Genomic DNA, 18,558 nt, shown 5'->3' on the forward strand with positions numbered 1-18,558 from the left:
GTTATGGCTAAATCAGCAATGATTGGCATGATCAACTGCGCTCTGTGCGGAAATGATCAGGCCACAGTTCACGAACAAAGAACCGGCTCAAAAAAAGGCCGGCTGTATTATCGCTGCTACGAGAGTGCAGGTAGTAACACAATGCGCTGTGGCACTATTCAGTGTCTCGGGCCTAACGGTCAGCAGTACATCCAATCGAATATTCGGCCTATAGGTCAAACCGGGCAAGAACCGGCACCTATAGGCCAAACGCCGGCTTCAAATGAGCCGGCGCCCCCGTCAGAGTCTCCACAAACACCTATAGGTGAACAGCAGCCAGAACCGAAAAAACGCGGTTGGCTGGCTGGCCTATTGGCGGAGGATGATGATGACTGAGCAAGCCCCACAAATGCCTCCGGAGCAAGCCCGCCAGTTTGCGCAAATACCTATAGGCTCAGAGCCCCCTGGTAGCACCACCTACAACGAAAGCGGCGAACCTATAGCGACGCCTGCAATTTCCGGCGAGCAGCTAACAGGGGCCTTACTGGCCCTGGTCTTTGGGATGCTGGCCGATAGGCGCGGCGAGCACTGGCGGCTGACTGAGACGGAGACCGAGCAGCTGGCAAAAACTGGCGGCGCTCTTATGGATCACTACATGCCGCAGGGCGGCGGCCCTGGTACCGCATTCGCGTTGTGTATGGGTGTTGCCCTGGTTCCGCGCTTGATGACTGAGCGCGCAAAGATGGCAGAGGAAAAGAAAAAGCAGGAGGCCGCGCAGCTGGCCCAAAGTGAGGGCCAAGCCAGTGGCGATTAATCCCAATACGGCGCTACCCGCGCGCCATATGTTTCTATGCGGGGGCACTGGTTCCGGCAAAAGTTCATTTCTTCGAAGGCTCGGGCACTTCAGTGAATTCCAAAGGGTTCTACTTTGGGATCCGGACCGCGACCACCAAGCGCAGCATTTCAGCAGCCCCGGGCAATTTAAAAACGCGGTAATGCAATCTATAGCCAAACGCAGCCGCGACCGTATCGCATTTGTACCGGATCAAATCAATGAAGAGTCCTTTGAATTCTTCTGTGCTGTATTCTGGGCTGCGCTTGATGGTAACTACTTAACAGGCGGCATCGTTGAGGAGTTGGCGGACGTGACCGGAAGCGGCAAGGCGCGGGGCACCTGGGGGCAGCTTTCTCGGAAGTCTCGCAAGTACGGCGGAGTGATTCACAGTGTGAGCCAGCGTCCAGCAGAAATTGATAAGTCAATTCTGTCCATGTCGCCCTACAAATTCTGCGGGACACTAGAAACGGACGCCGAGCGAAAATACTTATCGGGTCTGCTTTCTGTGTCACCTGACCAACTAGCACAAACGCCGGCTAACGAGCCCGGGAAAGCGTGTAATTACTGGCTGAAAAAGCCCGGACCTGAGCCCGCACAACTCGGAAAATTTAACCCAGTATCGGGAACGGTTTCATTGTAGTCCCTCTGTGGCCGGTTATTTTCGGCCTATAGGCCGGTGGTGTTTTCTCATTGCTGCTGCGCCTTGTTTTTTTGCTAGTGGAGTGATTTGTTTCGCAACCTATGAACAGCGTAATCAAGCAAATCGTCATTGCCGTTGTTGCCGCTCTTATCGTGGCATGGCTACGCGATCAATTCATATCTAGCAAAACTGAGGAAACTGAAAATGTTCAGTAAAAATCGAATGATGACCGTGTTAATTACTTTGGTTGTAATTGCCGCGATCAACAAATTCGTTCCGGCTACAAAAAACCCGCTGAAATAAATCAGCTGCATTAACTGGACTACTCGGGAGAGTCTCCGAATGAGCAATATTCTTGCCAAGAATCGTTTTTCACTGCCTATGCCTGGGGCTGAGGGTGGGGCGCCTGGAACTCAGGCGCTATTCAAGCTTCCGACGGGTGCGCGCTATCATGATCTGTATTTAGAGTTTAGCGGTGTAACCTTAGCGCAAATGACCGAATTTCGCGTAAAGCTCAACGGTTTGGTTGTTCAGCGTTTCAGCGGCACAGAGCGCGACTTGCTAAATCAATATATGGGGCTGCCTGCATCGGCAGGGATTCTTCGAATTCCGTTTGATCGCGCTGGCCTGAAAAATCGCGACCAAGAGGAGCTGACCGCGATCAATACAGGCGTGTCGGATTCAGGGGGCAATAGAATTGCGGCGTTTACCTTGGAGATTGATATTTCAAGCGATGCCACTGCGCCGAAATTTGATTTGACCGCGGAGCAGTCGGATTCAATTGAGGGGGGTCCCGGAATTATCCCCTACATGATTAAATCCACGCGTTCGCCAGCAGGTAGTGGGGAGTTTGAAATTTCAGATTTTAACTATGGCCGCTCTGATTCGCTATTGCTAAATCGGATTACATTTTTACCAACCGCCAATCAAATTAACGAGGTAGAAATCCTGGCGGACAATGTGCGCATCTTCAAGAGAACGACCGCACTCAATGAGCGCATACAGTTCGAAGGTGATGCGGGCAGGGTGCCGCAGTCTGGGGCCTGGATCATTGATACCTCAGAAAAGGGCTACGGTGCCGCGAATATACCTCTAGCGGGCCGTTTTGATTTCCGCTATCGCCTGGATGTTACTGGCGCAATGACAATTACTGCGCTGCAGGAGTATCACGGCGTATTGCAACGCTAGGGGGCGCTTATGTCTTGGGGAGATATTTTTGGGGATGTCGTGTCTACAGGGCTCGACATCTACGAAAAAAAAGAGATGGCCAAGTTAGGGGTTTCGCCAGTGCCGGAAACTCCGAATGACGGTGTGTCAGGTACAGCGGCGGCGTTGCCGGATCAAGCGGCAGTTGCTCAGCCGCAGACAGTGGGGCCAGTGCCTCCCGCAGAGAGTGGCACTATCACTTTTGCGGGAATCACTATGAGTAAAACGGTTTTACAGGGAACTATTCTGTTGCTGTTAATCGTTTGGATTGTGGGGCGTATTACATGAATCCTGCGGCCTTGCTATCAACGGGGGGAGGTGGTTTCTCTGGTTCCTCCGGGGTTACTGACCAATCATCAACAGCAGCGACCAGTAGTACAGGAATTAAAAATATTGGGGCCGGGTCTAACCCTCATATAGCTGGCCGCGCAGCCGAAAAAATTTTTACATCACCTATATTTCTTCTCTCTGTTGTACTGGTGGTTTTCTTGCTTTTAAAGATGAAAAAGTGAGGGCGCCATGGGTTTCTTTGACAGTAAAAAGAAAACAACAAATAACAATGTTACCAATGATTACACAACGACAACCGTTGATAATCGCTATAGCGAGCTGGACTTGTCAGAGGGCTCGGTGGGTATCACTGGTGATGTTTCCGGTAGTGTTACTGTAAATAGCACTGACTACGGTGCAATGGCTAGTGCTCAGCAGCTCGCAATGGGTGCTTTCGATTTTGGGGCCGATGCTCTTGAGCAAGGGGCAGGTTTAGGTGTTGAGGCGCTAGCTGTTGGTAGAGATGGTTTGCAAATTGGCGCTGACCTAGGGGTTGAAGGGCTGGGAGTTGCTTCCGATGTCTTTAGTATGGCAACAGGGCTGTCATCCGAGGCGCTAGGGGTGGGGCGCGATAGTTTGCAAATGGGATTTGATTCATTGGATACAGTCCATGGATTGGCCTCTGAAACTATTGGGTTTTCGCAGAATGCTCTTTCTCAAACAATCGAACAGATTAATGCAAACGCTTCAGAAACAATCGACCAGATTGTCGACAGTGCTGAAACTTTTGCGCAGTTAACACAACGCTCGCTTGAAACAACACAAACGGCTTACAACCAAGCAAATACCAGTGAAGCGGGCCAGCTTTCGCAAAAAACTATTTTGTATTTAGCAATTGTGGTAGGGCTCTGGGTTCTGTCACCTGTATTAAAGAAACTATTTTAGGGGGAGGATGCCGTGTCTGGTTCTCATGGTGATAAGCCAATTTTTCTAAAGGCAAATAGCACGGTTAACGTACAGTCTCCAGGGGACTTTATTTTTTTGCGATCCGCAGATTACCCGGTGAGAGTGGTCTTAAATGGGGATTCTGTGACAATGGACCCGGGTGAGAAGCGTCGCTTAGATAGGGAGCTAGATAATCCTGAACTGCCGGCCTTTTCTGAGTTTGAAGTTCAAAACACGACAAACATTGATCAGCTTGTGACTTTTGTCGTTGGAGTTGGTGACTATGAGAAAGTGATTGTCTCGGGAGAGATGAATATATCCCCCTATGTCAATACAGTATTTGGAACTAGCGCTACTTTGCCAGCGGAATTCACCAAAACCATTATGCTGGAAAACGACGAGTACTGGTTTGCTGATCCCGATAACCCCTATTATCAGGATAATACTACTGTCACCAATGAGTGCCCCGACATTCGTGGGGCTTATTTTCACGGCATAAATTGCTATGTGTTAACCCATGCCGGACTTGCTAGATATGAGTTGGGCGAAGGACTGCAAAAAACACCGGACGCAGCTTTAACGGTCCCTACGGAAATAATTCCTTGGCGCAATGCTGACGGTACTATTTTAGAGCTAGAACATAACGACGACGAGACGTGGCATAACCACAGCTATAGAGTTTTGCATGGATTGCACATTGCCGCCAACGGTACTTTGTGGTTTTCGTATAATGGTAAAATTTGTAAATCTCATTTGGCGAGCATGGTCGTCGAGGTTTATAGCACCTTTATTTTTAACCCTGAAGATGGGAATAAAACCCCCTTTAGTAGCGCTAGTGAATTACTCTTTGATATTGCACTAGGTTATTCTAACGGGGAATATCACGGAATAATGCCGAATAATGAACAGTGGTACTCTACCGGCCCTGGCGATTCCGGCCCAGATCAGGGCGCAGATCATGATAAGTATTTAGTTTCTTTTAATCCACACACTAGAAAAGTGAGGCATAGGAATATAGGCAAGCTAGCCACCCATACGAACGGGGAGGGTTATACAAAATACGGATTTATTGACGATGTTGGCCATGCTGTAATCCGCGTGCAAAATGGGGATAGTGATTATAACTATTTCGTTATTGATACCAATTTAGGTATAGAAATTAACGATGAACATTATTCCTGGCAGTACAGTCCTCATGGAACAGTTAATGCGTCTTTTTTTGTTCCGTCGAATAATGGGTATTACAGGTGCGTTTTTTACGGTAGCGAAGTTAGAATAACCACTAATTTTATGGGTGGTATTTACGGGCTAATTTCGATAAAAGATCCCGGTGCTGATGATTCGACAAAGCTCTATTACTACCCCAAAGAGCGTATCCTCGCCATACCTTATAAGTCTGGTAATTTAATATATGGGAATATTATTAAAATGTTCCTGGGTGCCATGCTCCAGAAAACACCTCCTGGCAATTATCTGGATTATGTTACTAAGTTGATTAACGATACGGGACGTATAAAAGTTACTTACGATACCGGGACTAATTCTTTTTATAAAAAGGGTATAGGTGACGATAAAGTATCTTTTTTAAATGGAGATTATACCCTTGCAATTTTACCGGAGCTATTCGGGTGATGCGCTTAGTCGTGATTGCGATGACAGCACTTGCAGGCGCAGCATTGGTAACCATTGGAGGGCGCACGGTGACGCGACCAGAATTAAAATATTTCAAGCCTTCAGAGTTCGGGGTTTGGTATCCCTTTATGTCGGCAGAGTTATTGCTGCGAATAGATTCATTTCGTGAGAAATGGGGCGCTCCGGTTGTTATCTCTGATGCGGATGGTGCGCTAGGTCGGCATGATGGCGAAGACGGTACAAGCCAACACAATATAGACAAATGGGGAGAGGTTAGGGCGGTTGACTTCTTTCCTATGACTGCATCAGGCCGATATATCAATACGCCTAAGCAGCTTGCTCGCGCATATCAAGTAGCCGTGGCCGTAGGGTTTACAGGTGTTGGAGTTTATACAGACACGCAGCCCGGTTTTATGTTGCATGGTGATGTGCGCCCAATAGATAACGGTCATGCGTCTTGGTCTCGTATTAATGGCAACTACTACGGAGTAACAGCAGCATGGGTGTAAAAATTCGTGTTGATGGAATCATGCTGCTAGTTGTTCTAGTTTTGGTCTTGCTTGCCTGGATATGGTTTAAACGGAAGCAAATAGTTGACGCTGTTAACCCTGTGAACCCGGATAACGTAATTAACCAAGCTGCGCAAAACCTAGTTGGCGAGGGGCGCTTACAGTCTGGTTTTGATAAATATTTTGCGTTTTGGGATTTAATCAACCCATTTAACGAGTCAGATCATTACGCGCGGCAAGTCTGGGGCCTGGATGGCGGAACACCTGACGGAATCGACACATCAGAACAGGGCGCGAGTATTGCTGGTTATACCGGTGCCACATATGAAGCATGGAGAGGCTGAATAAAATGTGGGGGCTAATTGCTTCTTTGGTGGGTGGTGGTTTCAAGGATTGGTTACAGGGTCGCCAGAAGCTGGAGCAAATACGCGAGGAGGCAAAAGTTGCCCGTGTTGCTAATGGTATACCAGGGTGGTCGGATGAGTTCTTAGTCCTCGTTTGGTCTTATCCGTTTATTGCACAGTTTATGCCTGGAATACGAGAAAGTGCGCTTCAGGGACTCACAGCAGCTGCTGAATTGCCTGGTTGGTACATAGGCGGATTTATGTCGATATCGTTCGCGGTATTTGGGATTAATAAGTTGTTTCAGTGGAAGAAAAAATAATGGAATTTGATTTGGGGAGTTTCGTTTCTGCGGCGTTTGGAGCTGGTGCAGCCTGGGCAGGAATTAAAGCGGACTTAGCTGCTATGCGCCGCGATATTGACAGGCTAATGAGTAAAGTTTTCGACTGACCATCTCGGATCGGTGCACAGATATTTTTCATTTTGAGCCAAAAATTAGGTTTTTTCGCATTTTGTGAGAAAAAACACCATATATTTTTTTGTTCTTAAAACTGGCTAATATTTAAACCATTTGTGGGAAATATGGCTCAATTGGCGCGTATATGTAGGTTATTAGGCTCAGTTTGAAATTAGGCTCTTGACAGGTCTGAAATTGGTACTAGGACAGATGTTCTATTTATTCCGATATTCACAAATATCGGAAATAATGGGGCTCCTGGTGGAGCCTAGGTTTGAATTTTTTGGACGTCCAACTAATGAGCCTGTAGCCACAGGATTATTAACGTTCAGGTATTAGAATTAAAATTATAGGCTGTCGTACTATCTACGCTGACTGTATTACCAACGGCCCTACTCCAACGGTAATTGGGTCACCATTTTCATCAAAATAGGTTCCTGGCACTGGAGAAAAATTACCGTTCGGCCCCTTTTGTGCAAGAGAATTACCTATTGATCACCTTAGCTGAGCCAACATATACAACTGAGCAAAAAAACAACGCTAGAGTAAACCCTACCAAAAAGATTGTAATTCCATAAAGTAAACCGCTGCTACCGCCATATTCTGACATCGAGTTAGTAACCAAGCCCGACCATAAAAGGAGCACCCCAAAAATTAAAGAGGTAATAATTGATATAGCTATACCTTTTCCTCGTGATCGAACAATTACAACCGAGGCAGTGAAAGACAATAAAATGACCGCCAGTGATCTAATTAATATGTAGATAACATCTAAATGCCCACTTTCATCAATATAACCAGTGCCGGCTTGAGAAAAGCCAAACCATGAGACCATTGCCAAATTTAGGGTAATTAGAGTCCAACGGAAACCTAATTTGTAATTCATTGTTATTATCCTAGCCGATCGGTTAAAATTTGTGCGGCGAAGAGCTTTAGTTGATCAAGGTTGTGATAACTTATTGATTAATAACGGACTTTTATGAATACTGATTAAGTGCTTTACTTGGCAGTCCACTTTTTCTTGGCGGTTTTTTTTCCGATATTCACGTGTCCCCTTGCTGTGGGAATGCCTGGTTGCTGCCATGACACTCTCCGTTTGTTTTGGGTCCTGGTTAACCAGGTCGGTGTTTATGCTCGCGAGGTACTGCCGGTGCGGCTGAACTTCGTTAGCAAATATCGTTAGCTGCAAATCAGACATGGCTGGATTATCTACCAAAATTCCAGCTCCTGCACATCCGTCGCAAACTCTCCATTGTTGATCAATGCCTGTCCCTGCGCACGTACTACAAAGCCTCACAGAACCTGGACCATCATCAACTTTGGTCTTGATTTGAATCATTTCGGTCTTGCCGACTTTAGAGGAAGCTTCTTTGGAGGAGGCAAAATATAATAACAGAGTATATCTGGCGTGTGAGGCTTACAAGAAAATGTCAAACTAAAGGGGCCACTCTTTCAGCATATCACTAGTAATATACTGGTCAGGCTCATACTTACTTAGAAATCTTTTGAAATCCATCCCAAGCTTTCCCGGCGAGGATTTGGACATCGAATCTAAGTCTTTCAGTACAAAGCCTACCTTCACAGCCCCCTCGATATTAGCTTGGTACTTAGTCAACACTGCATTCCAGAGGAAGGAAATAGGACGAGCCCATTCTCTCAAATTGCCGCTATGAGATAAAGGTACAAACTTCCCGCTAGAGTCAAGTATCCAACCATCTTTTGCTTTTGATCGCCGATTCTCCAGAGTGACAAATGTCTGCTCGTCCAAAAAACGAGCCCCTAATGCTTTGAAGCTACTCTTTGTGTGCACTGTAATTTTTCCATTTAAAAAGCACACTACAGGAAATGTAATAACCGAATCCATTTATTATCCTCGATTACTCGCCCTTTCCAGCTTTAAGGCTTGCCCCAAATGGTAACGCATACACCATCAAATTTTCGCTCCTCTCGGTAGATAAGTGGCCCTCTGCAATGCACACTTAAATTCAAATGAGCCACTTTGCACTTGAGTCACATGTGTTTGGGTGGGTTGTGCCCACCCTATTTCGTTATGAATTATCTGACACGGGGTTACAGTCGATTGTCCTCTAGGTACTTTAGCGCTACATTTAATGCTTCATCAGGATTTGTATTGATATCGGGCTGCACCTTATATACCAGCTCGCCGCGTATCGAGGTTGACTGCCCCATTGGAATCGCAACTTTTGTTCCGTTTGTAAATTCAAATAACTTATTGGTAGACATTAAACCGGCTGTCTCTGATCCTATTAGAATAGTGTTTTCCCGATCTGAAAAAGCTTGGGCGAGCATCTCTGCTGCACTACCAATATAATCACTTACCAATAAAATTACTTTTGCTTCTGAGAGGGGACGGTGGTAGGTGTTGGTATCATCCCCTGGCTTGAGAGAATCTTGCATCATCTTTCTGGTTCCGAATTCAACGCTACCATTTTTTAGCCAGAAAAATCTTTCCGATCCGTCAACCAATTGGTATGAGAAGAGCTGCTGATTTGAGAAGAACTGTCTTGTAAGATTAAATAGCCTGATCAAATCGCCCCCTGGTTGTTCACGCAAATCAATAATCCAATTCTGTACTCCGTTTTCACTATATTTCTCGATTAGTGCGCTTGTGCGGGCAAATTCCTCCTGTTGAGCTGTTTCAGAACCAAACTTCTTGGGGAGAGAAATTAAGGCAGTTTTATTGCCAACTAAACTTAATTCACTCTTCAGTTGTCTTGTTTCTCCATACGCGGAGGTATCTGCCCGATTATAGATTGTAAGATGTTTATGATTGAGTTTTGAAAATAATGCAGTGAGAGCCGCATCTGCTTGATCATCGTTTTGAATTCCCATAAAAACGTCGTCTGCAAATTGTTCGAACTCTGTAATATCGATCGTGTCGCGCAAAATGTAGTGATCTTTGATTAGTGAAAGCGCATATTCTTTGAGTTTGTCGTAAGACTTGTTCGATTCAGCCTCAGTTTTATCTTGCAATAATTGCACATCTCCCAGCCACACTTCTCCAGATGAAAACATAAGATAACCGACTATTGCATTTGTCGCTTTACTAAGGCGTGGGATGCTCACGGAAACTGTGCGCCAATCGTGAGTTCCACTAACTGGATCATTTCTCATTTCGTATAGATAAAGGGGTGATCCATTGCCTTCAACCTTAACGATAAAGTGGCCAGTTTTAGTGACTTCATTCGCCTTGATTTTGAATTTTAATTCTGTTGGCCCCTTATGGAAAATTGATGGATCAATATCAAGAGTCATAAATAGTTGGCTGTCAGCTTGAGCTACTATATGCGCCAAAGCCCCTTCTGATGTTGAAACAATATTGCGAGCAGCGTTGTTAGTCTGAAATTTCCATTCCTCAGAAATTTGTAAGGTCTTCGAGTCTGATACAGATGTTGAAAGAGCATTTTGTGATAGAGCCAAAAAAGTCAAAACTGCAGTATTAATTATTGTTTTAAAGTGCATGGTCGCCGCCTTTCCTGTCGCATCCTAGAGCAAGGTTAAATTGATGCTATAGTTTTAAGAAATGGATATTAGAATAGGTGTGTAATCATCTAATCATTGCAGGATGAAAAGTACAAGATTTTATTGTGGTAGCAAATAAAGTTTTATTATCTGAAAAAGGTTCATTCGTACTAACTTATTGCGGTATATATTGATCCATTCTTAATCGGCACCTGGATTAAATTCTCATTTGATGTATCAAGGGTAGGTTTTAAATATTACTTCGACGCCACATAATAAAGGTCTTATGATATGGAATATCATCATATTAAATACGAGCAAATTGGCCCTGTAGCCATCGTTACTTTTAACCGTCCAGAGGTTAAGAACTGTATTGGTACTCGCGCTCACCGTGAGCTGGTGGATGCTTTCGATCGCTTTCGTACCGATGACGGAGCAAAAGTTGCGGTAATCACCGGTGCTGGCGATTCTGCATTTTGTGCAGGGGGTGATTTGAAAAGCAATCTTGCTGCAACCGAACCCACCAATCACCCCGATCCTGATGTGGCTGTTTTATGTCCTGTAGAGCCGGCTGATATTGCCCGGCATAATCGAGGTGAAGCTCCAGGGATTATAGGTCCATCCCGCTGGACCGATATCTATAAGCCTATCATTGCGGCAGTTAATGGAATTGCTTATGCGGGTGGCTTTGAGTGGGCATGTTTTGCCGATATGCGGATTGTAGAAGAACACGCATCCTTTGGAATGACCTGTCGTCGTTGGAATATCGGCTTAGCTGATGGTGGTACTCAGCGTTTGCCGCGTATTGTTGGTATGGGACGAGCGCTGGAGTTAATCATCACGGGAAAAGTTATTAATGCTGAAGAAGCTTATCGCATTGGATTGGCCAACGAAGTGGTGCCAAAGGGAGCCGCATTAGACCGTGCCATTGAGTTAGCACAGTATATCTCTACCCTTCCCCAGCCAGCGATTCACTCTGATAAAGAAGCTGCCATCCGTGGTTATGGAAAGGATCTTGATGAAGGTCTACGAATTGAGGCTGAGTGCTTTAACCGATTATTCAGCGACTCTGAATCCAGAGCAGAGCTATCCGAAGGCTTGAGGCGCTTTAACGAGCGCGATCATCCTGACCGAGTGCGAGGACAAGCCAAAACACCCGGCATTGTTCGTAGCGAAATGGAGTAATTGCGACAAGCCAAAAGAAGGCTGTCTTCAAGAGGATATATTGTTTAGGGGCTTAGATACCACGAGTATATCTCGGACAATGTAGTAGAGGCCCATAGTGGCTATATGGGCCTCATTACTTTGGTGAATCAGTGGGGTTCTTATCGTCACTTTTATGATCTGGACAGGCGCCCTCTTCCCAAGGCTCAGTCTTGATTAGACGCTTGAATCGGATACATGTTTTTTATTTGCCTTTACGCTCAATCATTCGAATCCATATCCTTACTCCAAGCCATTGGCAAAAACGCATCATCGAGACTGACATTCAGGTTGTGGGTAGAGTAATTCGAGAGTACTTTTAGACTAGTTCCAACTATCACCTCTAGAACCGTCTCTTTCGTATAACCTGCTGCAAGAAACGCCTCAACCTCCTCTTCTGTGGCCCATCCACGTTTCTCATTGATAATGACACTGAATGCTCGGAGCGCTTCGAGTTTAGGATCATCGAGTGTTTTGCCGCTACGCAGCGCCTTGATGACATTTTCATCTACACCGGCCATTTTGCAAACGGCGGTATGCGCAGCCATGCAGTAGGTGCAACCGTTTAGGCGGCTGTTTGTCATCAGGATTATCTCTCGCTCCGTTTCACTCAAGCGAGATTTATCAAATAATCCCATAAGTGTTAGGTAGCTCTCTACCATTACAGGTGATTCGGCCATGGTTGCCATTAGATTGGGTACAAATCCCATTTTCTTTTTAGCGGCTTCTAGAGTGGGCTTAGAGGCTTCTGGTGCTGTTTCAATTGTGTAACGTGTAAAATTGACCATGAGTCTTACCATATAAGTTGGGTTTTACGGTGCTCGATATCTATTTACATTGAGTGCTTGCACCTCTTTGGCGCCAGTCAGCGCAAAAGAGGTGGAGGTGTTTACATACTATGCAGTTGTAAACTGACTCAGCTTTTCAAGTACGGGAAATAAGTCGCTGGGTTCTGGGCGACGCGTATAGTCAGGATTCACCTCCGCATATGCGATTGTTCCATCGGTATCTATGACATATCTTGCAGGCATAGGTAAGTTCCACGCGCCGTCACGATGGATGGTCGGGAGTTCGACTTTGAACACCTTGTGGAACTCAATTACATAAGGTTGTAATGTCCAGCGGATACCAAACTTTTCAGCAAGCTTTCCACTTTGATCAGTCAGAATTGGGAAGCTTAGCTTGTTATCTCTCTGAGATTTGCGGCTTTCAGCGGGCCCTTGCATGGAAATAGCAACCAGGGTTGCACCACGCGCTTTGATCTCTGCAGTAACTTCTTCTAACGCTTGCAGCTCAATATTGCAGTAAGGGCACCACACGCCTCGATAGAACGTTAGAATAACGGGCCCTTTGGCTAGGAGTTCTTCCAGGACAAGGTCGTTACCTTCTGAATCTGGCAATGTAAAGTATGGGACTTTCTCCCCTACTTTAATCGAACGTTCAACTTGGCCACTAGCAGCCAATTCCCTGGATGATCTGGCAAAGGCTTCAAATGCTCCTTCCGGGGCCTGTTGTTTAAATACTTCTTTGAAAGCATCTAGTTTGTCTTGAAGAGACATAACCTATTCCTCTAATGGTTTAAAGTTTGGAAGCGCGAGCTTTGGGTAAGCCTTCGATGTGACCTGGCTAATTCTCCAATTAGTCTCTATGCAGGTACTTACGCCAAACCACTATTGGGAAGATTAGTTACTTTGATTTGCGCTATAAACATGCTATTTTGATGCTCATTGTATCCATTAGGGACACAATCTGTGTTTCAACAAGCCCATTTGAACGAAATAGTCGTATTTATTGCCGTAGCCGAACACGGAAGCTTTACAAAGGCGGCGGCATCATTGAACTCAACCAAATCAGGCGCTGGTAAGGCAGTGAAGAAGCTTGAGGAGGAATTGGGTCTTAAGCTATTCAACAGAACCACACGAAGTATCAGGCTGACAGAAGAAGGCAAAATATTTCTAGATGCTGCAAAACATGCGTTAGAAACAATCAATGAGGCCAGGCTTTTGCTGCATGCCAGGAAGGATGAGCCTGCTGGACGATTGCGTATCAATTTGCCAATAGGCATAGGCCGAACTATTGTCAGTGCTTTGAAGGGGTTCACGCAGTTGCATCCCAAGGTTACGGTCGAGGTCTCTCTTTCAGACAGTCTAGAGGACGCTATTAGAGGTGAATGGGATGTCGTCGTGAGGATTGGTGAACTGGAAGATAGTTCTTTTATCGCAAAAAAAATATGTGAAACCAGACGTATCCTGTGCGCTTCACCTGAATATCTTTCACAAAAGGGTATGCCAAAGACTTTGGAAGATTTAAAGGAGCATGATTCTCTTGTTTTCCGTGCACCTACAGGAAAATTGAGAGGCTGGTTGTTCCAAGAAGATGGAGGCCCAATTACTGAATTTTCCCCCTCACCGCTAGCAATATTCAGAGATGGACGAACTCTGATTGACGCAGTGGTAGCCGGTATGGGAATAGCTCAGGTATATGATAAAGCGCTTAGCTTTTCTGTTCAAAATAGTGAAGTTGTTGAGTTATTCCCAGAGAAAGCAGTTCCAGGACCGCCTGTTAGCGCACTGATTCCCAGTGGCCGAGCGATGCCGGCAAAGACCAGAGTCTTTATCGAGTTTCTAAAAAAGGAACTGAGTTAAGCCCCGGATTACTAGGTGGACTAGGAGCAACCTAAATTCCATCTAGTGCTGTTTCTATTGTTCTTTACAGCCCAGCTCTCGATAGTTGACGGTTCTTTACTGTTGTAAGACTTTAAAGTTCGATATTACTCTCTGTAACATCCGATATTAATTAATGTATCTTTGAACCCAGGCTCCAATAACATTACCGACATATTCAGCATCTGATTTTTTCATAAGCAAATGATCGGCTTTGTCTAAAGAAATAAAACTTTTAGGATGGTTCGCAGCAGCGAATATTTTCGCCGCATGCTCAATTGAAACAGTGCTGTCTAGTGGTGAATGCATTACTAGCAGCGCTTTCCTTAATTCCTTAAGGTTAACCAAGACGTCTGATCCTACCCACCAAAGACGGACACTCTCTTAAGCGATAAACTACGCAGCAGAGGTGCCCTATGACACGATCAAGTAAATCAACCAAAACCACTCGTAAAAAATACTCAGAGGAATATAGAAAAGATGCCCTAGCACTGGCGGTCAAGGTAGGGGTAAGCGTTGCCGCTAAACAGCTTGGGTTACATCCTTCCCAGATTTACGGATGGCGAAGCAAGGCTAAGTTACATCAGAGCCGAGGGGATGCCGAGAGAGAGCTGGCCACAGAGAATGCTCGCCTTAAGCGGCAGCTGGCTGAGCAGGCAGAGGAGCTGGCGATCTTAAAAAAGGCCGCAGCGTACTTTGCAAAGAGCCTGAAATGAGGTACGCCTTCATGCTAAAGCACAGGCATAAGTTCAGCATCAAAGCGATGGCTAAGGTATTGAGCGTATCTCGCAGTGGGTTTTACGATTGGGTGTCAAGATCGGCCGATCAATCCAAGCGCCAGCAGTACCAAATGGAGCTTGATGGTTTGGTACAGCAGCGCTTTATAGCCAGTAAAGAACGTAGTGGCGCCCCTCGCCTGACGAGGGAATTGGCCAGTGAGGGGAGTAAATATAATCAAAAAACAGTTGCTGCCAGCATGCGTCGACAGGGCCTACGGGCTAAAGCCGCCAAGAGATATAAAGCCACAACCTACTCAAAACATGGTCTGCCAGTGGCCCCAAATCTGCTCGAGCAGAACTTCAATACTGAAGCGCCGAATCAGAAATGGGTCGGGGATATTACCTACCTACGAACAGAAGAGGGTTGGTTATATCTGGCTGTAGTGATAGACCTATATAGTCGGCTGGTTATTGGTTGGGCGATGTCAGAAACGATGACAGCTACATTGGTCTGTGACGCCCTTCAAATGGCTTTATGGCGACGTAAGAAACCTACAAATGTTATCGTGCATACTGACAGGGGAAGCCAATATTGCTCTAAAGATTATCAATCTTTAATTACAGCTTATGATCTGCGGTGCAGCATGAGCGCCAAAGGTAACTGCTATGATAACGCCTGCGCAGAAACGTTCTTCCACTCACTTAAGGTAGAAGTAATCCATGGTAACCGCTTTCCTACAAGGTGCCTCATGCGGGAAACCGTATTTGAGTATATAGAAATAGACTACAATCGAAATCGCTTACACAGCGCCAATGGCTATCTCAGCCCTGAGGCGTTTGAGGAACAACTAGTCGCTTAGTGGTGTGTCCGTTGTTGGTGGGTAGGATCAGTCTGCTTCATTTATATCATCAATGAACTGCTTCTTTAGCGTAAACTCTCGCCCAGCCAGAACCACTCTTGCCTGACCTGTTTTATTGATGCTATCGAGTTCCTCTTTAAACATATGCTGGATGTGTTTAACATCACTTGGAGCAGCTATAGTAACAACAGCTTTAGCTGTCTTTATCATACCAGCGGCTTTCAAAACGGCAGCACCTCCAAAACTATGCCCAATTAACAATTTTGGTGCCTCGAAGCGGTTTTCGATTTCATTGTAAGCACTAAGTAAATCCTCAACATTGGATGAAAAATTAGTATTGGAAAAATCTCCATCACTATTACCCAATCCAGTGAAGTCAAACCTTAATACTGATATCCCTTTACTGGTTAATGACTTACAAATATTGCTTGCTGCAATAATATCTTTTGAGCAGGTAAAACAATGTGCAAAAATTGCATAAGCCTTTGGGGTTCCAACAGATTCCTCTAACTTGCCCTTTAATTCTACGCCATCACGATTTGGGAAGTTAAACTCCATGACGTTCTCCAATTTCAATTACTTATAGAATACTCTAATCTCAACAAGGAAAAACCCCTGTCTATCATAGAAAGGGGTATGTGAATATGTGATAGTTTTTTATATGTCAACTGATATAAGGTAGACCTGTATTTGCTTAGGCATCGATAGAATCTTCAGGCTTTATATAATCCATATTGGTTGTTCTAAGGCATTTACTTAATCCAGGTTCAGACCTGCGACAATATTGCTAGCTAGACAGTTAGCTTTCACTCTTCATGGGCCTATCGATAAGCTCTATGAGAGATTGATATTTTACCTCGCTAGGCGGTACCTTTGAGAGTTGGGTTAGCATCTAAAGTCTGCGACTTTGAGCCTTCAAAAACATGCAGAAACGTTGTCGGGTCTGGGCGTCTCCGATAATTGTCGGTCTCATCACCGAATATAACCGCACCATCTTCATCCAGTGCTATCACTGTGGCCATAACGGTATCCTTAGGGTACCCAGGCATTCCTGCAGGGGAACCGCCAATATCTTCAATGCCTAGAGCTTTAGCACCCATTAAGTTGTCATCTTGAAGAATTTCAAAATGACCAGGTAGGTCAAGCTTGTCGGCTAACTTCCTTGAGTTGTCGTAGCCTTGGTTAGAGATAAACTTTACCTTCACATCATATTGCTTAAGTGTCTCAGCATACTTCTTCACTTCTTTTAACTGGTTCATACAAAATGGGCACCAGTTGGCTCTAAAGAACACTAATAGTGTTTTAGATTCGTCAAAAGAAGTGGAAGACACAGCCAATTTATCTAATCGATTAAAATTCATTTCAGGCAGTTTTTGGCCTTTTGATATGGCCTTGCTCTTTCTGCGGTTGTAAACGGAGAATGACCAGACATACCAATGAAGGGATACGAAGCCCAGGGCAGCAGCTGCAATAGGAACGTACTGAGACAAGGACATTGGAGCCTGGTTCGAATAAGTTGAATAAGCAACCAGTGCAACTCCTAAAAAGTTAACGGCTTGAATAACTGGCAGCCTTTCTGATGTTCTTGAAATGCTGAACACATTTGTCAGAACCATCAAGAAAAATGGTAAAGGCAAGGTCGCTAAAAGTGCGCCGACCCAAACCGGATCGCCGCCAGACATATAGATCATGATGCCGGACCCTACTCCGCCAAGCATGTTTAATAGAATCATTGGTAAAATAAGTTTTGCTTTCATTTCAAGCTCCTGAAGCGTTGGGTTAATGTCCAAAACTTGCGATCTATCCTAGTACATCACATTGACTCAATAATTAGTTCAAATAGAGAAACAATGTTGCGAAAACGGATACAATTGGATTTATTTTATCGATCTATTAGTAGTGGCTGGCATGAGTAACTTACACTCAGTTCTAGCAGGAATTTAGTATTTCTTAACAAATAAAGGAGCGAGTAAGCTGGAAGAAGGTGTAAAGATATAGACAAGATCAGACCACGATCTGACAGATCGTCTTGAATAAGAAGGGTTTACCGGTTTTGATGGAAGTGCCTAAACCTAAAAGCAAAACCAAGGATAAACCCCATGATCCATACTAATGATCGCATCATCAAACATTAACTGCTAGGTGATTTCGATTGCAATACCACTCCAAACGTAACTATGCCTTCCAGCGTTTTGATGACGCAACGTTCGCCATCCAATATCAGCCCTCCAAACCGGTTGATCTTCATTCGGGTTATAATATTTGACTGTGGTCCCATCCTTGGCAACCAGGATATTATGGAAACCCATTTCATGAGCAGACCCAGGGGAAGGGCCTCGAAACATCATAAAAGCGCAATTGTAATAGGTGTCGGTAAGCAAGTTCCTCGGCATTCCCCCATTACTAGCTGGCTGTATGAGATTTGTAAACAACGCATTATAATCAACTCTATTGCCCGGCTGCGCGAATTGAAGGCACATGTCTTTCTGGGTCGCGTCATATAAAATCCGACCGGTACGCCCAGGGCACTGGGTATTCACATAGTTTCGCACACGCATCGGTGAACTATTGTTGGCCGCCACTAAGGGATGGTCGGCACCGTTTGGCATCGGAGGTAGGTCCCCATTCTGCCATTTGATAGCGCGCCACAGAGTGTCTTCCACAAAACTCTGTGGCCTTGGCGCACGGAGATCAAATCCTGACACTGCGATCTCGGTGCAGTGAGCGGCGCAAGAATTACCGTTCTGACTCGGTAAAGTTTTAAGATTCAACATCAAAATTTCCTTTTTCGTTGTGCTTGACAGTGAGAGTAGTG

The 18,558-nt window shown here is 45.2% G+C and carries 24 protein-coding genes; 15 read left to right on the forward strand and 9 right to left on the reverse strand.

Annotation, left to right across the window (positions count from 1 at the left end):
• Positions 1–3 precede the first annotated feature (3 nt).
• From ACJJI5_RS12330 to ACJJI5_RS12385, 12 genes are all read left to right on the forward strand, one after another.
• The gene (locus ACJJI5_RS12330; protein WP_445354171.1) at positions 4–375 is read left to right on the forward strand and encodes a hypothetical protein; all 372 of its coding nucleotides are present in this window, start codon (positions 4–6) and stop codon (positions 373–375) included.
• The gene (locus tag ACJJI5_RS12335; RefSeq protein ID WP_445354172.1) at positions 368–793 is read left to right on the forward strand and encodes a hypothetical protein; all 426 of its coding nucleotides are present in this window, start codon (positions 368–370) and stop codon (positions 791–793) included. Before ACJJI5_RS12330 ends, ACJJI5_RS12335 begins: the two co-directional genes overlap by 8 nt.
• Positions 783–1,454, forward strand: coding sequence for an ATP-binding protein (locus tag ACJJI5_RS12340; protein WP_445354173.1), 672 nt, complete (start codon positions 783–785; stop codon positions 1,452–1,454). Before ACJJI5_RS12335 ends, ACJJI5_RS12340 begins: the two co-directional genes overlap by 11 nt.
• 342 nt (positions 1,455–1,796) lie before the next feature.
• Positions 1,797–2,642, forward strand: coding sequence for a major capsid protein P2 (locus ACJJI5_RS12345; protein ID WP_445354174.1), 846 nt, complete (start codon positions 1,797–1,799; stop codon positions 2,640–2,642).
• Between the two features lie 9 nt (positions 2,643–2,651).
• The gene (locus tag ACJJI5_RS12350; protein ID WP_445354175.1) at positions 2,652–2,948 is read left to right on the forward strand and encodes a hypothetical protein; all 297 of its coding nucleotides are present in this window, start codon (positions 2,652–2,654) and stop codon (positions 2,946–2,948) included.
• Positions 2,945–3,172 carry a hypothetical protein gene (locus ACJJI5_RS12355; RefSeq protein WP_445354176.1) on the forward strand — a complete coding sequence of 76 codons (228 nt, stop codon included), beginning with the start codon at positions 2,945–2,947 and terminating at the stop codon, positions 3,170–3,172. Before ACJJI5_RS12350 ends, ACJJI5_RS12355 begins: the two co-directional genes overlap by 4 nt.
• A gap of 7 nt (positions 3,173–3,179) precedes the next feature.
• Positions 3,180–3,875: a hypothetical protein gene (locus tag ACJJI5_RS12360; protein WP_445354177.1), complete on the forward strand. Its 696-nt coding sequence runs from the start codon at positions 3,180–3,182 to the stop codon at positions 3,873–3,875.
• Between the two features lie 12 nt (positions 3,876–3,887).
• Positions 3,888–5,507, forward strand: a complete 1,620-nt coding sequence (locus ACJJI5_RS12365) for a hypothetical protein (RefSeq protein WP_445354178.1) — start codon at positions 3,888–3,890, stop codon at positions 5,505–5,507.
• Positions 5,504–6,016, forward strand: coding sequence for a hypothetical protein (locus ACJJI5_RS12370; RefSeq protein WP_445354179.1), 513 nt, complete (start codon positions 5,504–5,506; stop codon positions 6,014–6,016). The genes ACJJI5_RS12365 and ACJJI5_RS12370 overlap by 4 nt, the downstream gene beginning before the upstream one ends.
• The gene (locus tag ACJJI5_RS12375; protein ID WP_445354180.1) at positions 6,007–6,360 is read left to right on the forward strand and encodes a hypothetical protein; all 354 of its coding nucleotides are present in this window, start codon (positions 6,007–6,009) and stop codon (positions 6,358–6,360) included. Before ACJJI5_RS12370 ends, ACJJI5_RS12375 begins: the two co-directional genes overlap by 10 nt.
• A gap of 5 nt (positions 6,361–6,365) precedes the next feature.
• Entirely contained in the window at positions 6,366–6,680 is a 315-nt protein-coding gene (locus ACJJI5_RS12380) for a hypothetical protein (protein WP_445354181.1), read from the forward strand.
• Positions 6,680–6,808, forward strand: coding sequence for a hypothetical protein (locus ACJJI5_RS12385; protein ID WP_444957746.1), 129 nt, complete (start codon positions 6,680–6,682; stop codon positions 6,806–6,808). The genes ACJJI5_RS12380 and ACJJI5_RS12385 overlap by 1 nt, the downstream gene beginning before the upstream one ends.
• Before the next feature lie 491 nt (positions 6,809–7,299).
• On the opposite strand, the gene ACJJI5_RS12390 is transcribed toward ACJJI5_RS12385, so the two are convergent.
• The 4 genes from ACJJI5_RS12390 to ACJJI5_RS12405 all read right to left on the reverse strand — a co-directional run bounded on the left by ACJJI5_RS12390 (position 7,300) and on the right by ACJJI5_RS12405 (position 10,298).
• On the reverse strand, positions 7,300–7,701 hold the full coding sequence (locus tag ACJJI5_RS12390; RefSeq protein WP_444908249.1) for a hypothetical protein: 402 nt from the start codon (positions 7,699–7,701) through the stop codon (positions 7,300–7,302).
• A gap of 54 nt (positions 7,702–7,755) precedes the next feature.
• The gene (locus ACJJI5_RS12395) at positions 7,756–8,154 is read right to left on the reverse strand and encodes a hypothetical protein (RefSeq protein WP_444908250.1); all 399 of its coding nucleotides are present in this window, start codon (positions 8,152–8,154) and stop codon (positions 7,756–7,758) included.
• Positions 8,155–8,250: 96 nt separating this feature from the next.
• Positions 8,251–8,679, reverse strand: a complete 429-nt coding sequence (locus tag ACJJI5_RS12400; protein ID WP_444908251.1) for a hypothetical protein — start codon at positions 8,677–8,679, stop codon at positions 8,251–8,253.
• Between the two features lie 206 nt (positions 8,680–8,885).
• On the reverse strand, positions 8,886–10,298 hold the full coding sequence (locus ACJJI5_RS12405) for a S41 family peptidase (RefSeq protein WP_445354182.1): 1,413 nt from the start codon (positions 10,296–10,298) through the stop codon (positions 8,886–8,888).
• Positions 10,299–10,589: 291 nt separating this feature from the next.
• Between ACJJI5_RS12405 and ACJJI5_RS12410 the strand changes: the two genes are divergently transcribed.
• The gene (locus ACJJI5_RS12410; protein ID WP_445354183.1) at positions 10,590–11,483 is read left to right on the forward strand and encodes an enoyl-CoA hydratase/isomerase family protein; all 894 of its coding nucleotides are present in this window, start codon (positions 10,590–10,592) and stop codon (positions 11,481–11,483) included.
• Positions 11,484–11,722: 239 nt separating this feature from the next.
• On the opposite strand, the gene ACJJI5_RS12415 is transcribed toward ACJJI5_RS12410, so the two are convergent.
• On the reverse strand, positions 11,723–12,289 hold the full coding sequence (locus tag ACJJI5_RS12415) for a carboxymuconolactone decarboxylase family protein (protein WP_252081685.1): 567 nt from the start codon (positions 12,287–12,289) through the stop codon (positions 11,723–11,725).
• 108 nt (positions 12,290–12,397) lie between these two features.
• Positions 12,398–13,060: a peroxiredoxin-like family protein gene (locus tag ACJJI5_RS12420; RefSeq protein ID WP_445354184.1), complete on the reverse strand. Its 663-nt coding sequence runs from the start codon at positions 13,058–13,060 to the stop codon at positions 12,398–12,400.
• Between the two features lie 192 nt (positions 13,061–13,252).
• On the opposite strand from ACJJI5_RS12420, the gene ACJJI5_RS12425 reads away from it, so the two are divergent.
• Positions 13,253–14,146, forward strand: a complete 894-nt coding sequence (locus tag ACJJI5_RS12425) for a LysR family transcriptional regulator (protein WP_445354185.1) — start codon at positions 13,253–13,255, stop codon at positions 14,144–14,146.
• Between the two features lie 147 nt (positions 14,147–14,293).
• Here the strand turns inward: ACJJI5_RS12425 and ACJJI5_RS12430 are convergent, their stop codons facing one another.
• Positions 14,294–14,512 (reverse strand): alpha/beta hydrolase family protein, encoded by a 219-nt coding sequence (locus ACJJI5_RS12430; RefSeq protein ID WP_445354186.1) that lies wholly within the window; start codon positions 14,510–14,512, stop codon positions 14,294–14,296.
• 68 nt (positions 14,513–14,580) lie between these two features.
• Here ACJJI5_RS12430 and ACJJI5_RS12435 point away from each other — a divergent pair.
• A protein-coding gene (locus ACJJI5_RS12435) for an IS3 family transposase (RefSeq protein WP_444897071.1) occupies positions 14,581–15,743 on the forward strand; the annotation gives its coding sequence in 2 pieces (ribosomal slippage) (positions 14,581–14,839 and positions 14,839–15,743; 1,164 coding nt in all).
• A 27-nt stretch (positions 15,744–15,770) separates the two neighbouring features.
• Here the strand turns inward: ACJJI5_RS12435 and ACJJI5_RS12440 are convergent.
• Positions 15,771–16,301 carry an alpha/beta hydrolase family protein gene (locus ACJJI5_RS12440; RefSeq protein ID WP_445354187.1) on the reverse strand — a complete coding sequence of 177 codons (531 nt, stop codon included), beginning with the start codon at positions 16,299–16,301 and terminating at the stop codon, positions 15,771–15,773.
• A 302-nt stretch (positions 16,302–16,603) separates the two neighbouring features.
• Positions 16,604–17,500, reverse strand: coding sequence for a peroxiredoxin family protein (locus ACJJI5_RS12445; RefSeq protein WP_445354188.1), 897 nt, complete (start codon positions 17,498–17,500; stop codon positions 16,604–16,606).
• Between the last annotated feature and the right edge of the window lie 1,058 nt (positions 17,501–18,558).

The organism is Microbulbifer maximicatervae (SeqCode) (assembly GCF_052467955.1).